The organism is Paraburkholderia sp. CNPSo 3076 (genome assembly GCF_026343935.1).
In the GTDB taxonomy this organism is placed as follows: Bacteria; Pseudomonadota; Gammaproteobacteria; order Burkholderiales; family Burkholderiaceae; genus Paraburkholderia; species Paraburkholderia nodosa.
Genome location: NZ_JAPMAL010000035.1, coordinates 18,886 through 32,140 on the forward strand (window position 1 = coordinate 18,886; position 13,255 = coordinate 32,140).

The 13,255-nt window shown below is 65.8% G+C and carries 13 protein-coding genes; 11 read left to right on the forward strand and 2 right to left on the reverse strand.

Annotation, left to right across the window (positions count from 1 at the left end; all coding sequences use genetic code 11):
- The first annotated feature begins 51 nt into the window (after positions 1–51).
- The 10 genes from trpB to M3A49_RS33100 all read left to right on the forward strand — a co-directional run bounded on the left by trpB (position 52) and on the right by M3A49_RS33100 (position 11,013).
- Complete coding sequence (gene trpB / locus M3A49_RS33055) at positions 52–1,245, forward strand: tryptophan synthase subunit beta (protein WP_254354139.1); 1,194 nt, start codon at positions 52–54, stop codon at positions 1,243–1,245.
- 21 nt (positions 1,246–1,266) lie between these two features.
- The gene (locus M3A49_RS33060) at positions 1,267–2,169 is read left to right on the forward strand and encodes a DNA-methyltransferase (protein WP_266232718.1); all 903 of its coding nucleotides are present in this window, start codon (positions 1,267–1,269) and stop codon (positions 2,167–2,169) included.
- Between the two features lie 53 nt (positions 2,170–2,222).
- Positions 2,223–3,032, forward strand: coding sequence for a tryptophan synthase subunit alpha (trpA, locus tag M3A49_RS33065; RefSeq protein ID WP_266232719.1), 810 nt, complete (start codon positions 2,223–2,225; stop codon positions 3,030–3,032).
- A gap of 156 nt (positions 3,033–3,188) precedes the next feature.
- Complete coding sequence (accD, locus tag M3A49_RS33070; protein ID WP_028202924.1) at positions 3,189–4,061, forward strand: acetyl-CoA carboxylase, carboxyltransferase subunit beta; 873 nt, start codon at positions 3,189–3,191, stop codon at positions 4,059–4,061.
- A 190-nt stretch (positions 4,062–4,251) separates the two neighbouring features.
- Complete coding sequence (folC, locus tag M3A49_RS33075) at positions 4,252–5,562, forward strand: bifunctional tetrahydrofolate synthase/dihydrofolate synthase (RefSeq protein ID WP_266232720.1); 1,311 nt, start codon at positions 4,252–4,254, stop codon at positions 5,560–5,562.
- A gap of 62 nt (positions 5,563–5,624) precedes the next feature.
- The gene (locus M3A49_RS33080) at positions 5,625–6,548 is read left to right on the forward strand and encodes an SPOR domain-containing protein (RefSeq protein WP_266232721.1); all 924 of its coding nucleotides are present in this window, start codon (positions 5,625–5,627) and stop codon (positions 6,546–6,548) included.
- A 7-nt stretch (positions 6,549–6,555) separates the two neighbouring features.
- Positions 6,556–7,050: a CvpA family protein gene (locus M3A49_RS33085; RefSeq protein ID WP_028202927.1), complete on the forward strand. Its 495-nt coding sequence runs from the start codon at positions 6,556–6,558 to the stop codon at positions 7,048–7,050.
- A gap of 125 nt (positions 7,051–7,175) precedes the next feature.
- The gene (gene purF, locus M3A49_RS33090; RefSeq protein ID WP_254354135.1) at positions 7,176–8,720 is read left to right on the forward strand and encodes an amidophosphoribosyltransferase; all 1,545 of its coding nucleotides are present in this window, start codon (positions 7,176–7,178) and stop codon (positions 8,718–8,720) included.
- A 139-nt stretch (positions 8,721–8,859) separates the two neighbouring features.
- Positions 8,860–10,056 (forward strand): O-succinylhomoserine sulfhydrylase, encoded by a 1,197-nt coding sequence (locus M3A49_RS33095; RefSeq protein ID WP_266232722.1) that lies wholly within the window; start codon positions 8,860–8,862, stop codon positions 10,054–10,056.
- Positions 10,057–10,137: 81 nt separating this feature from the next.
- Positions 10,138–11,013: an MOSC domain-containing protein gene (locus tag M3A49_RS33100; protein WP_266232723.1), complete on the forward strand. Its 876-nt coding sequence runs from the start codon at positions 10,138–10,140 to the stop codon at positions 11,011–11,013.
- Positions 11,014–11,028: 15 nt separating this feature from the next.
- Here the strand turns inward: M3A49_RS33100 and M3A49_RS33105 are convergent, their stop codons facing one another.
- Together M3A49_RS33105 and M3A49_RS33110 are read right to left on the reverse strand one after the other, a co-directional pair.
- A complete protein-coding gene (locus M3A49_RS33105) occupies positions 11,029–11,832 on the reverse strand; it encodes an AraC family transcriptional regulator (RefSeq protein WP_266232724.1) in 804 nt (267 codons plus the stop codon).
- A 54-nt stretch (positions 11,833–11,886) separates the two neighbouring features.
- Complete coding sequence (locus tag M3A49_RS33110) at positions 11,887–12,228, reverse strand: FKBP-type peptidyl-prolyl cis-trans isomerase (protein WP_028202932.1); 342 nt, start codon at positions 12,226–12,228, stop codon at positions 11,887–11,889.
- Positions 12,229–12,383: 155 nt separating this feature from the next.
- Here M3A49_RS33110 and M3A49_RS33115 point away from each other — a divergent pair, with 155 nt between their 5' ends.
- Positions 12,384–13,148, forward strand: a complete 765-nt coding sequence (locus M3A49_RS33115) for a sensor histidine kinase (protein WP_266232725.1) — start codon at positions 12,384–12,386, stop codon at positions 13,146–13,148.
- The last annotated feature ends 107 nt before the right edge of the window (positions 13,149–13,255 follow it).

The window sequence follows — 13,255 nt, forward strand, 5'->3', positions numbered from 1 at the left end:
GCACGGCCCGCGCAACGCGGGTCCTCCCAAGCCCGGCCGAGCGAGTGACTTATGTACAATTTGCCAGATGAACGCGGCCATTTTGGCCCTTATGGCGGCGTATTCGCTGCCGAAACCCTCATGCAGGCGATCGACGAACTGCGCGACGCCTACGCGAAATTCAAGGACGATCCCGACTTCCGCGCTGAATATGAGCGCGAGTTGAAGCATTTTGTCGGCCGTCCGTCGCCGATTTATCACGCACAGCGGTGGAGTGAATTGCTGGGCGGCGCGCAGATCTACCTGAAGCGCGAAGACCTGAACCACACCGGCGCGCACAAGGTGAACAACGTGATCGGCCAGGCGCTGCTCGCCAAGCGAATGGGCAAGCCGCGCGTGATCGCCGAAACCGGTGCGGGCCAGCACGGCGTGGCCACCGCGACGATCGCGGCGCGTTTCGGCATGGAGTGCGTGGTCTACATGGGCGCTGAGGACGTGCGCCGCCAGGCCGCCAACGTCTACCGCATGAAGCTGCTGGGCGCGACCGTGGTGCCGGTCGAGTCGGGCTCGCGCACGCTCAAGGACGCGCTCAACGAAGCCATGCGCGACTGGGTCACCAATGTCGAAAACACCTTCTACATCATCGGCACCGTGGCGGGCCCGCACCCGTACCCGATGATGGTGCGCGACTTCCAGCGCGTGATCGGCGACGAATGCCGCGTGCAGATGCCCGAAATGACGGGCCGCCAGCCCGACTCCGTAATCGCCTGCGTAGGCGGCGGGTCGAACGCGATGGGTATCTTTTACCCGTATATCGAGGACACTTCCGTGCAGTTGATCGGGGTCGAGCCTGCCGGCGACGGCATGGACACGGGCCGCCACGCCGCGTCGCTCGCGGCGGGCACCGTGGGCGTGCTGCACGGCAATCGCACCTACCTGCTACAGGACGAGAACGGGCAGATCATCGAGACGCATTCGATTTCGGCGGGCCTCGACTATCCGGGCGTCGGTCCCGAGCACGCGTGGCTCAAAGACAGCGGCCGCGCGCAGTACGTCACCATCGACGACGAGGAAGCGCTCAAGGGCTTCCACGACTGCTGCCGCATCGAAGGCATCATTCCCGCGCTCGAATCGAGCCACGCGCTCGCGTACGCGGCGAAGCTCGCACCGACGTTGCCGAAGGAGAAAATCCTGCTGGTGAACCTGTCGGGCCGCGGCGACAAGGACATGCACACGGTCGCTGAGCGATCGGGCATCCAGTTCTGAGCGCCCGGAGCGACACAAGCGATGCGTGACGAGTTCGACGAGCCGCAGATGCCGGCGCCCGTGGGCGAGGTGAACGCCGAAGCGGCTGCTCTGGAGGCCGCCGAGGCGGTCGCCAATGCAGCCGCCGAGTTACCCATACTCGCCACGGTGCCGGAAACCATCCGGCTCCTGAACCGCGATTTTCTGACCGATGCAGCCAACCTGCCCGATGCCTCGATCGACCTGATCGTCGCCGACCCGCCCTACGGGCTCGGCAAGGACTACGGCAATGACTCCGACATGCGCTCGGGCGAGGACTTCCTCGCCTGGACGTATGCATGGCTCGACCTGGCGATTCCGAAGCTCAAGCCCACGGGCTCGCTCTACGTGTTCTGCACGTGGCAGTACGCGCCTGAGATCTTCGTCTATCTCAAGTCGAAACTCACGATGATCAACGAGATCGTCTGGGATCGTCGCGTACCCAGCATGGGTGGCACGACGCGCCGGTTTACCTCGGTGCACGACAACATCGGTTTCTTCGCGGTGTCGAAGGACTATTACTTCGATCTCGATCCCGTCCGCATCCCGTACGATGCCGTGACGAAGAAGGCGCGTTCGCGCAAGTTGTTCGAAGGCAGCAAGTGGCTGGAGCTCGGCTACAACCCCAAGGACGTCTGGTCCGTCTCGCGGCTGCATCGCCAGCACGCGGAACGCGTGGATCATCCCACCCAGAAGCCCCTGGAAATCGTCGAGCGCATGGTGCTCGCGAGCTGCCCGCCGGGCGGCCGCGTGCTGGACCCGTTCATGGGCAGCGGCACCACGGCAGTGGCTTGCGCACGTCAGCAACGCGAATTCGTCGGCTATGAAATTAACGAAAGTTACTGCGCGATCGCGCGCGAACGCGTCAGCGCGGCCGCATCAAGCGCCGTTGCGGCCGGCGCCTGATGCGCCGCCGCCGGACCCACGCGCAGTAACGCCTAAAAGCTGAGGACCCTGAAATGTCCCGTATCAAGACCACGTTCGAGGCGCTCGCCGCCCAAGGCCGCAAAGGCCTGATCCCGTTCATGACGGCAGGCGACCCCGATCCCGCGCGCACCGTCGAGTTCATGCACGCGCTGGCCGCAGGCGGCGCCGATGTCATCGAGCTGGGCGTGCCGTTTTCCGACCCAATGGCCGACGGCCCCGTGATCCAGCAGTCGTCCGAGCGCGCGCTCGAGAAGGGCGTGACGCTCAAGAGCGTGCTCGCCGACGTCAAGCGCTTTCGCGAAACCGACAACAAGACGCCCGTCGTGCTGATGGGCTACGCGAACCCCATCGAGCGCATGGGCGCCGATGCGTTCGCGCAGGCCGCGAAGGAAGCGGGCGTGGACGGCGTGCTCGTGGTGGACTATCCGCCCGAGGAGTCGGCCGAGTTCGCGGCGAAGATGAAGGCCGCCGACATCGATCCGATCTTTCTGCTCGCCCCGACTTCGACCGATGAGCGCATCGCCGAAGTGGGGCGTGCCGCGAGCGGCTATGTTTACTACGTCTCGCTCAAGGGCGTGACGGGCGCTGCGAATCTGGACGTTTCGAGCATCGCGGGTAAAATCCCGGCGATCAAGAAGCATGTCTCGCTGCCCGTGGGTGTGGGCTTCGGCATTCGCGACGCGCAAACGGCCGCTGCCGTCGCGCAGGTTTCGGACGCTGTCGTGATCGGCAGCCGCATCGTTCAGCTGCTCGAACAGGCTGCGCCGGAGACGGCCGCCGACACGCTCACGCAGTTCATCACGGGCATTCGCGCGGCGCTGGACGAAGTCTCCGCCGGGTAGTGCTGGAGGCTAGCCTGGTTGGCTAGATTCGAGACTGCTGTAAAATCCACTTTTCGCCATGCGCGGTCGGGGTCGGAACCCGGTCGGTTTTACCGATCGGTTGACTGGGTCGATCCGCCGCGCCCGCGCATCACGAAGGTCAAGGAAGGAACATCAATGAGCTGGCTCGATAAACTGCTGCCGCCCAAGATCAAGCAAACCGATCCGAAAAGCCGCAAGAGCATTCCGGAAGGGTTGTGGATCAAGTGCCCGTCGTGCGAAGCGGTTCTGTACCGCAACGACGTCGAGGCAAATCTCCACGTTTGCCCGAAGTGCGATCACCACATGCGCATCAACGCGCGCGAGCGTCTTGACGGACTGCTCGATCCGGAAGGCCGCTACGAGATCGGCCAGGAGATCGTTCCGGTCGACGCGCTCAAATTCAAGGACAGCCGCAAGTACCCGGACCGCCTGAAAGAGGCGATGGACGAAACCGGCGAAACCGACGCCATGGTGGTGATGGGCGGCGCGATCCGCACGCTGCCCGTGGTGGTGGCCTGTTTCGAGTTCTCGTTCATGGGCGGCTCGATGGGCTCGGTGGTGGGCGAGCGCTTCGCCCGCGGCGCGCAAAACGCGCTCGAGCAGCAAGTGCCGTTCATCTGCTTCACGGCTTCGGGCGGCGCGCGCATGCAGGAAAGCTTGCTGTCGCTCATGCAGATGGCCAAGACCACGGCCATGCTGACCAGGCTGGCCGAAGCCAAACTGCCGTTCATCTCCGTGCTGACCGACCCGACGATGGGCGGCGTTTCGGCGAGCTTCGCGTTCCTTGGCGACGTGGTGATCGCCGAGCCGAAGGCGCTGATCGGCTTTGCCGGCCCGCGCGTGATCGAGCAGACCGTGCGCGAAAAGCTGCCGGAAGGCTTCCAGCGCGCCGAATTCCTGCTGCAGAAGGGCGCGATCGACATGATCCTGGACCGCCGCAAGCTGCGCGACGAAATCGCGCAAATGCTGGCGCTGCTGCAGCGTCAGCCCGCCGACGCGGTGGCTTGAACCCTGCTTTGAGCGATCTGCGGCGCAGCCCGTGCCGCAAGCCGCAACGCTTTACCTAACGCGCCGCGAGCGAAAGCAAGCGGCGCGTTGTCATTTCCGCGATAATGCCGTTCTTTCGAAGCGGAACATTCGTGTGAACCCTCCGCCGTTGGCGGCGTCTCACGCGCAGCACCTGGCAATTTCTATCCTGATGAGTACCTTTCCCACCCTCGACGCGTGGCTCACGCACCTCGAAACTGCGCATCCGGTCGGCATCGACATGGGGCTGGACCGCATCCGTCAGGTGAAGGACGCGCTGGACCTCAAGTTCGACTGCCCGATCATCACCGTGGGCGGCACGAACGGGAAGGGCTCGACCTGCGCGATTCTCGAAACGATCCTGCTCAAGGCGGGCTTTCACGTGGGCTGCCACACCTCGCCGCATCTGCTCGAGTTCAACGAGCGCGCGCGCGTGGACGGCCAGCAGGCCAGCGACGCGGAGCTGCTGCCGCACTTCGAGGCCGTGGAAGCCGCGCGCAATTCGCTCGCCACGCCCGTTACGCTCACGTACTTCGAGTTCACGACGCTCGCGATCATGCATCTGTTCGCCTCGCGCAGGCTCGACGCCGTGATCTTCGAGGTGGGTCTGGGCGGGCGTCTGGACGCTGTCAACGTGCTCGACACCGACTGCGCGATCATCACGAGCATTGACCTCGATCACACGGAATACCTCGGCGACACGCGCGAGAAGATCGCGTTCGAGAAGGCCGGCATCTTCCGGGCGGGCAAGCCCGCGATCTGCGCCGACCCGATGGCGCCGCAGTCGCTCATCGACCATGCCGAGGCGATCGGCGCCGAACTGTGGCTCTTCGGCCGCGATTTCCGCTACGAAGGGCAGCCTGGCAACGAACGCCAGCAATGGAGCTACGTGGGCCCGACGATGCGTCGCTCGGCGCTCGCCTATCCGGCGCTGCGCGGCGCGAACCAGCTGATCAACACCTCGGCTGCGCTCGCGGGCCTCGAGTCGTTGCGCGACCGCCTGCCGGTTTCCGCGCAGGACATTCGCCTCGGCCTCGCCAACGTCGAACTGCCCGGGCGCTTCCAGGTGCTGCCGGGCAAGCCTTCGATCATTCTCGACGTCGGCCACAATCCGCACGCGGCAGCCGTGCTCGCGCAAAACCTCGGCAGCATGGGCTATTTCCCGTACACCTACGCGGTGTTTGGCGCGATGCGCGACAAGGACATCGCGGGCGTGGTCGAGCACCTGAAGGGCGAGATCGACCACTGGTGCGTGACCGATCTGCCGCTGCCGCGCGCGTCCACGGCCGAACAGCTTGAAGAAGTGCTGCGCGATGCGGGCGTGACGGACGGCGCCGATAGCAGCGTTACGCGCTACGAAAATCCCGCCGCCGCCTTCCAAGATGCGCTAAAACGTGCAACCGAAAATGATAGAATTATTGTTTTCGGAAGTTTTCTGACGGTTGCCGGGGTCATGGCCTGGCGAAAGTCGCAGCAACATTGACCGCCCGGCACCCGCACGCCGCCCACGTAAGACAGGCCAGGTAGGCCAACAGCAAGCCATACATGGGAATTTTCTCGTTCGGCAAGAAAGATGACGCTGACGCGCCCCGACGGCGCGGCACTGAGTCCGGCTCCAGCCGGCGCAGCAATCAGAGCTCGCGTGTGGAGCGGCGCAGCCGCCGGCCGGACCGGTCGGGCGACGCCGAGGCGATGCTGCTCGACCCCACGCTCCCTGAAAAGCAACGCGCGCGCCGCCGTCTCGTCGGCGCGATCGCGCTGGTGCTCGCGGCCATCGTGATCCTGCCGATGGTGCTCGATTCGCACCCGAAGCCCGTCACCGACGACATCGCCATCGACATTCCGAGCCGCCCGGCCGACAAGGCCGCCGCGCGCCAGCACGACGCCGAAGACACGCAAGCCGGCGTCGCTCCCGACAATCCCGCAGCCGCTGAAGCGACGCCTGGCGCGTCGGCTCTCGCGGCCGCTTCGGGCGCTGCGCCCACGCAGAACGCCCAAAGCACGGACAAGACGCCGGCAACGCCTGCCAAAAAGCCCGCCCAGGCGGCAGCCGCGGCGGCCCAATCGACGCAAACCGCCCAGACGCAAAAGCCCGCCGCCAGGCCGGCGGCGTCGGCCAGCACGACCGTCGCCGCGAACAGCAAGCAGACAACGCCCGCCGCAAACGACAACGACACCAGCGACGGAAACGGCGCAAAAGCCGAATCCGCCACACCGGCGGCGCCCCCGGGCGCACGTTTCGCGGTGCAGCTCGGCGCGTTCTCGAACGGCACGACGGCGAACAATTGGGTAACGAAGTTGAAAGCAGCGGGGGTGCCCGCATATACCGAACAGCGTAAGGAAGCCGACGGCACGACGCGCACGCTGCTGCGCGCGGGCCCGTTCCCGGACCGCGCTTCGGCCACGGCGGCGATCGCCAGGGTGCGCGGCGCCGGCCTGATGGCGGGCTCGAACGCCAACGCGGAATAAGCCGTCGATGTTGACTGCATTCGACTACGCTGTAATGGCGGTGATAGGCCTGTCGGCGCTGCGCGGCGCGTGGCGGGGCTTGATCGGCGAGATTTTTGGATTGATCGGCTGGATCGCGGCGTTGCTCGTGGCCTGCCGCTACGTGGACCGCGTGGTGCCCTGGATTCCGGCGAACTGGCCGGGTGGGGCGCTGACCCAGTGGCTGATCGCCTTCGCGCTGATCGTCATTGCCGTGGTGCTCGTGGCCGGCGTGGGCAACGCACTGATCGGCCGTCTGGTGCAGGTGAGCGGATTGTCCGGCGTGGACCGTTCGCTCGGGATGATGTTCGGCCTCGTGCGAGGCGTCGTGCTGGTGCTGATCCTCGTCGTCCTCGGCGGGCTGACCGAGCTGCCCCAGCAGGACTTCTGGCGCCACGCGCTGCTGCGGCCCTATGCCGTGCAGGGCGTGCTCGAACTGAAACCGCTGTTGCCCGAGGCGCTCGCGGCCTACGTACACGTCTGATCAGAAACTGGTCGGACGCGATGCGAGGCGAAGCTTCCCGGCAACACTGCCCATTTGCGGCGCTCGACCGGTGTTGATGAAGCTGGGCGACCCGCTACCGATTTCGCTTTTTTGAAGGACCTGCCATGTGCGGCATCGTAGGCGTAGTTTCCCGCTCTCCCGTCAACCAGCTCCTCTATGACGCGCTGCTGTTGCTCCAGCACCGCGGTCAGGACGCGGCCGGCATTGCCACCGCGAACGGCAGCACGTTCCACATGCATAAGGCCAATGGCATGGTGCGCGACGTGTTCCGCACGCGCAACATGCGCAGCCTCCCCGGCACCGCCGGCATCGGCCAGGTGCGCTACCCGACGGCCGGCTCGGCGTCGAGCGAAGAAGAAGCCCAGCCGTTCTACGTGAACGCGCCGTTCGGCATCGTGCTCTCTCACAATGGCAATCTCACCAACTGGCAACAGCTCAAGGAAGAGATGTTCCGCGTGGACCGGCGCCACGTGAACACCAATTCCGACACTGAAGTGCTGCTCAACGTGCTTGCGCACGAAGTGCAGCTCGCCACCTCGGGTCTCGAACTCGATCCGGCGACGCTCTTCAAGGCGGTTTCGGGCGTGCACCGCCGCTTGCGCGGCTCGTACGCGATCGTCTCGCTGATTGCCGGCCATGGCCTGCTCGCGTTCCGCGACCCGTTCGGCATTCGCCCGCTCTGCATCGGCAAGATGGAAACGCCGGAAGGCACTGAGTGGATGCTTGCATCGGAATCGGTGGCGCTCGAAGGTATCGGTTTCGAGTTCGTGCGCGACGTGAAGCCGGGCGAAGCGGTGTTCATCGACTTCGAAGGCAACTTCCATTCGCAGCAGTGCGCGCAGGCGCCGAGCCTGAACCCCTGCATCTTCGAACTCGTGTATCTCGCGCGTCCGGACTCGGTGCTCGACGGCGTGCCCGTGTACAACGCGCGTCTGCGCATGGGCGACTATCTCGCCGAGAAGATCAGGCGCGAGCTGCCCGACGTGAAAATCGACGTGGTCATGCCGATTCCCGATTCGTCGCGCCCCGCGGCCATGCAGGTCGCGAACAAGCTCGGCGTGGAATATCGCGAAGGCTTTTTCAAGAACCGCTACGTGGGCCGCACCTTCATCATGCCGGGCCAGGCCATGCGCAAGAAGTCGGTACGCCAGAAGCTCAACGCCATGGGCATCGAGTTCAAGGGCAAGAACGTGCTGATCATCGACGACTCGATCGTGCGCGGCACCACCTCGCAGGAAATCGTGCAGATGGCGCGCGACGCCGGCGCGACCAAGGTGATCTTCGCTTCGGCGGCGCCGCCCGTGAAGTACCCGAACGTCTACGGCATCGACATGCCCACGCGCGGCGAGCTCGTTGCGCACGGCCGCACCGATGACGAAGTGGCGCGCATCATCGGCGCGGATTACCTCGTGTATCAGGACGTGGAATCGCTCAAGCAGGCAGTGCGCGACATCAATCCGGAGTTGAAGGGCTTCGAGGCTTCGTGCTTCGACGGCGACTACATCACCGGCGACATCACGAGCACGTACCTCGACAACATCGAGACGGCGCGCCTCGCGCCCCAGGCGCAGTCGGACCGCGACGCCGCGAGCGACGCGATGGACGGCGGCTCCCGCTCGCAGTTGCACCTGCAGCTCTCGGTGGAGTGATCCCTTCGGCAAACGCGAGCGTGAGGCTCGCGTTCCCGCCGATTCCGAAGCCCGCTTTCTGCCGACGCAAAAGCGGGCTTTTTTGCGCCTGCACGTGCAGGATTGAAGCCTGATTGTTCAGAACACGGAGAACACGAACATGGACGACACCTTCAACTTCGACACGCTGGCCGTTCGCTCGGGTACGCTGCGCAGCGAGTTCAACGAACATTCGGAAGCGCTCTACCTCACGTCGAGCTTTTGTTTCGGCAGCGCCGCCGAAGCCGCCGAGCGCTTCAGGAATTCCGAGACCGCCTATACGTACGCACGTTTCTCGAATCCGACCGTCACCATGTTCCAGGAGCGCCTCGCCACGCTCGAAGGCGGCGAGGCGTGCATCGCCACGGCTTCGGGCATGGCCGCGATCATGTCGGTGGTGATGGCCGCGCTGCAGGCGGGCGACCACATCGTCAGCTCGCAGAGCATTTTCGGCTCGACGCTCGCCATGTTTTCGCAGATCTTCAGCAAGTTCGGCATCACGACCACCTTCGTCGATCCGACCGATCTCGATGCATGGAAGAACGCCGCGCGCTCCGAAACGAAGATGTTTTTCCTCGAAACGCCGTCGAACCCACTCACCGAAGTGGCCGACATCGAAGCCGTGGGCAAGATCGCCCGGGCGGCGGGCGCGCTCTTCGTGGTCGACAACTGCTTCTGCAGCCCGGCGCTGCAGCAACCGCTCAAATTCGGCGCGGACGTGGTGATGCATTCGGCCACCAAGTTCCTCGACGGCCAGGGCCGTGTGCTGGGCGGCGCGCTCGTGGGCTCGAAGGCGTTCATCATGGAAAAGGTGTTTCCGTTCGTGCGCACCGCGGGCCCGACGCTCTCCGCGTTCAACGCGTGGGTGCTGCTCAAGGGCATGGAAACGCTGTCGCTGCGTGTGGAGAAGCAGTCCGGCAATGCGCTCGAAATCGCGCGCTGGCTGGAGACGCATCCGGCCATCAAACGCGTTTTCTATCCGGGCCTCGAGTCGCATCCGCAGCATGCGCTCGCCATGCGGCAGCAGAAGCTGGGCGGCGCAATTGTCTCGTTCGAAGTGAAGGGTGGCACGCCGGAGCAGCAGCGCGCGAATGCCTGGCGCGTCATCGACGGCACGAAGATCTGTTCGATCACCGGCAATCTCGGCGATACGCGCACGACCATCACGCACCCGGCGACGACGACGCACGGCCGCATCACGCCTGAAGCGCGCGCGGCGGCCGGCATCACCGAAGGGCTGATCCGCCTGGCCGTCGGCCTCGAAAACGCGCAGGACGTGCGCAACGATCTCGCGCGCGGGCTCGATGCGGCGCGGTAAGCTGTTTTAAGCAGCGGTTGTATGATCGTGGGTCGGGCGCTGCCCGGCCTATTTCCTTTTTTCCTTTCCCGTGAGTTCGTCATGCCCATTGTTCGTGCGCTGTTCGTTTATCCCGTGAAGTCATGCGGCGCGATCGCGCTCGACGATGCGCAGCTCGGCCTGAAGGGTATCGAGTGGGACCGCCACTGGATGGTCGCCGACGAGAACGGCCGGCTCGTCACGCAGCGCCAGTACGCCGCCATGGCGCGCATCGTGCCCGCGTTCGTCGAAGACGGCGTGCGCCTCAGCATGGAAGGCATGAGCGAAGTGCTCCATCTGCCGTTCGCGCCGCGCGGCGGCGAGGCGCGCGTGCCGGCCTCGGTTTGGGACGACGATTTCGAGGCGCTCGACGAAGGCGATCACGCGGCGCAGTGGTTCACACAGGCGATTGGCGTGCCGGTGCGCCTGCTGCGCTTCGCGCACGACGTGACGCGTCTCGCGAGCAAGAAGTGGACGAACGGCGAAGACGCGCCCACGCAATTCGCCGACGGCTTTCCGATTCTCGTGACGAGCGAGGCGTCGCTCGCGGAACTCAACGAGCGCCTCGCGGCGAAGGGCGCGCCGCCCGTGCCGATGGCGCGCTTTCGTCCGAACATCGTCGTCGGCGACATTGACGACGCATTCGAAGAAGACTTCATCGACACGCTCGCCATCGAATCGGCTTCAGGCGGCGAAGAGATCGTGTTGCGCTTCGTGAAGCCCTGCGCGCGCTGCCCGATCACGACGATCGATCAGCAGTCGGGCGAGCGCGACGCGCAGTGGCCCACCGAGCCGCTCGACACGCTTGCCGTGTTTCGCGCCGATCCGCGCGTGGACGGCGGCCTCACGTTCGGCCAGAACGCGATGGTCGTGACGGGAGCGGGCCAGCACGTGACGGTGGGCGCACGTGCCGCGTGGGAATACCGCTTCGACGAATGAGCCGCGCCTGCGCGCTCAGTGTGACGGCAACGCGCGCCACTGGCCGGGCGCGAGCCCAAAGCGGCGTGTGAACGCATGCGTGAACGCGCTCTGGTCGCCGAAGCCCACTTCGAGCGCGATGTCGGTGAGCGAGGTGCGCGGGTCGGCGAGCAGCGTGAGCGCCGTGTCAAGCCGCAGCCGCTGCAAGTAGCGATGCGGCGTCTCGCCGAACGCTTCGATAAAAAGCTGATGAAAGCGCCGCATGCCGAAGCCGCAATGCGCGGCGAGATCGGCAATGCGCAGCGGCTGCGCGAGATGCGCGCGCAGCCACCGGTCGATGCGGGCGAAGTCCAGCCCGGCAGCCGCGCTGAATGGGGCGCTGGCTGCCACGCCGGTTTGTGCGATGAATGCCGCGCACAGGCGCGCCGAGGCGTCCCAGTGAAAGCGGCGCGCGCGCAGGTCGGCGCTGTCGCGCGGCGGCGTGGCCGCGGCGGCGCGCTGCGCGATCTGGCTCACGAGCTGCGTGAGCGCAGGGTCGAGGCGCACGGCGCGCGCGGTGTCGAAAAGCCGTTCGGGCACCGCGAGCGTAGCCGCGGGCAGGTCGAGCACGAGCTGGCGGTTATCGCCAATACCCATGTAGTCGTGCCGCGCGCCCGCCGGAATGAGCCACGCGGAACAACTGTCGATGCGCTCGCCCCGGCCGTTCACGGTCATCTCCATCTCGCCGTCGAGACCGAGCACGATCTGGTGAAAATCGTGCAGATCGGTTTCCTCGATCGCGCCGTAGCGGCGCAGTTCGACGCCGGGCGCGGTGACGGGAGCGTGGTGATGCGGATTCATGTTGACCGGTTGCGGTTGCAAGTCAGGCGAGCGCCGTGAAGTGTCAAGCGGGCATCAGACGTCGAGCAGCTCGACTTCGAACACGAGCGTCGCGTTCGGCGGAATCACGCCGCCCGCGCCACGCACGCCGTAGCCCAGTTGCGGCGGAATCGTCAGCTTGCGCACGCCACCGACCTTCATGCCCTGCACACCTTCGTCCCAGCCCTTGATGACCATGCCGCCACCCAGCACGAAGGCGAACGGATCGTTGCGGTCCTTGCTCGAATCGAACTTCTGGCCGTCCGTGAGCCAGCCGGTGTAGTGCACGCTGACGGTCTGGCCGGCCTTGGCTTCGGCGCCGGTGCCTTCGGTCAGGTCTTCGTACTTGAGGCCGGATTCGGTGGTCACGATAGACATGGAAAAACTCCTGATTCGGATAGGTTGAACCGCTTATTGTAGGCGCTTTGCAGGGCCGGGCGGGCAGCGGCTAGCCAGGCACGCCGGTTGCTCGCAACCCGCTGCCTATAATGGGGGACCGCTCGCCCGGCTTGTGGCGAAATACGAGGAATCAGATGGTGTCGACTTCGCAAAACCGAACCGAGCGCACGGCGCGCCTGTGCGCCGAGGCAGCGCTGTTCATGCGCGACCACGTGCTCTCGCGCGTCTCGCATGATCTGCGCAGCCCGCTCAATGCAATCCATAGCTGGGCTTACGTGCTCGAACGCAAGATCGACAACGCCGACGCCACCGCGCAACGTGCGCTGGGCGGCATTCGCACGGGCGTGGAGCAGCAGGTTCAACTGCTCGAAACGCTCGTCGATACCACGCGCGCCGAAACGCGCAAGCTGCGTATCGAGCGCGCGCCGTTCGCCGTCGCGGCACTGATCGGCGAGGCCGTGGATGATGCCCGCGCCGCGCTCGGCGATGCGCGCGGCGTGACGTTCGCGGTGCAGGACGCGACAGGCGCGGCGACGCTCGACGGCGACCGCGAACGCATTGCGCAGGCGCTGTGGCTGATGCTGGTGTTCGCGGCGGAAACGAGTGCTCAGGGAGCCAGCGTGGCGCTCGCGGCGAGCGCGAGCGCCACTGCCGCTCAACTGGAAGTGCGATGGCACGCCACGCGTGCGGTGCTTACCGACGACGCGCTGGCGCACGTGCTGGAACCGTTCGCGCGCGCCCAGGCGAGCGAGCAGCAGGAAGCGGGGCGCTACGCCTGGGTGCTGGCGCTGTGCCAGCGCGTGGCCGAGGCGCATGGCGGACGCTTCGAGGCGCCGGCTCTAGTGGGCGAGGGCGAGGCGATGGTGCTTGCGCTGAATGTGCCGCTGAATGGCGTGTGAGCGGGGATCGAGCCGGGTCGCGCACGAACGACCGCCGCGTGCGCGGCGGGTCGTATTGAGCCCGCCCGCACCTTTCACTCACCTTGCACCCTTATACTGAGCGCTTC

Excerpts from the sequence above, each read along its gene's own strand:
- trpB (WP_254354139.1), top strand. The coding sequence starts at position 52 with ATGTACAATTTGCCAGATGAACGCGGCCATTTTGGCCCTTATGGCGGC.
- M3A49_RS33060 (WP_266232718.1), top strand. The coding sequence starts at position 1,267 with ATGCGTGACGAGTTCGACGAGCCGCAGATGCCGGCGCCCGTGGGCGAG.
- trpA (WP_266232719.1), top strand. The coding sequence starts at position 2,223 with ATGTCCCGTATCAAGACCACGTTCGAGGCGCTCGCCGCCCAAGGCCGC.
- accD (WP_028202924.1), top strand. The coding sequence starts at position 3,189 with ATGAGCTGGCTCGATAAACTGCTGCCGCCCAAGATCAAGCAAACCGAT.
- folC (WP_266232720.1), top strand. The coding sequence starts at position 4,252 with ATGAGTACCTTTCCCACCCTCGACGCGTGGCTCACGCACCTCGAAACT.
- M3A49_RS33080 (WP_266232721.1), top strand. The coding sequence starts at position 5,625 with ATGGGAATTTTCTCGTTCGGCAAGAAAGATGACGCTGACGCGCCCCGA.
- M3A49_RS33085 (WP_028202927.1), top strand. The coding sequence starts at position 6,556 with ATGTTGACTGCATTCGACTACGCTGTAATGGCGGTGATAGGCCTGTCG.
- purF (WP_254354135.1), top strand. The coding sequence starts at position 7,176 with ATGTGCGGCATCGTAGGCGTAGTTTCCCGCTCTCCCGTCAACCAGCTC.
- M3A49_RS33095 (WP_266232722.1), top strand. The coding sequence starts at position 8,860 with ATGGACGACACCTTCAACTTCGACACGCTGGCCGTTCGCTCGGGTACG.
- M3A49_RS33100 (WP_266232723.1), top strand. The coding sequence starts at position 10,138 with ATGCCCATTGTTCGTGCGCTGTTCGTTTATCCCGTGAAGTCATGCGGC.
- M3A49_RS33105 (WP_266232724.1), bottom strand. The coding sequence starts at position 11,832 with ATGAATCCGCATCACCACGCTCCCGTCACCGCGCCCGGCGTCGAACTG.
- M3A49_RS33110 (WP_028202932.1), bottom strand. The coding sequence starts at position 12,228 with ATGTCTATCGTGACCACCGAATCCGGCCTCAAGTACGAAGACCTGACC.
- M3A49_RS33115 (WP_266232725.1), top strand. The coding sequence starts at position 12,384 with ATGGTGTCGACTTCGCAAAACCGAACCGAGCGCACGGCGCGCCTGTGC.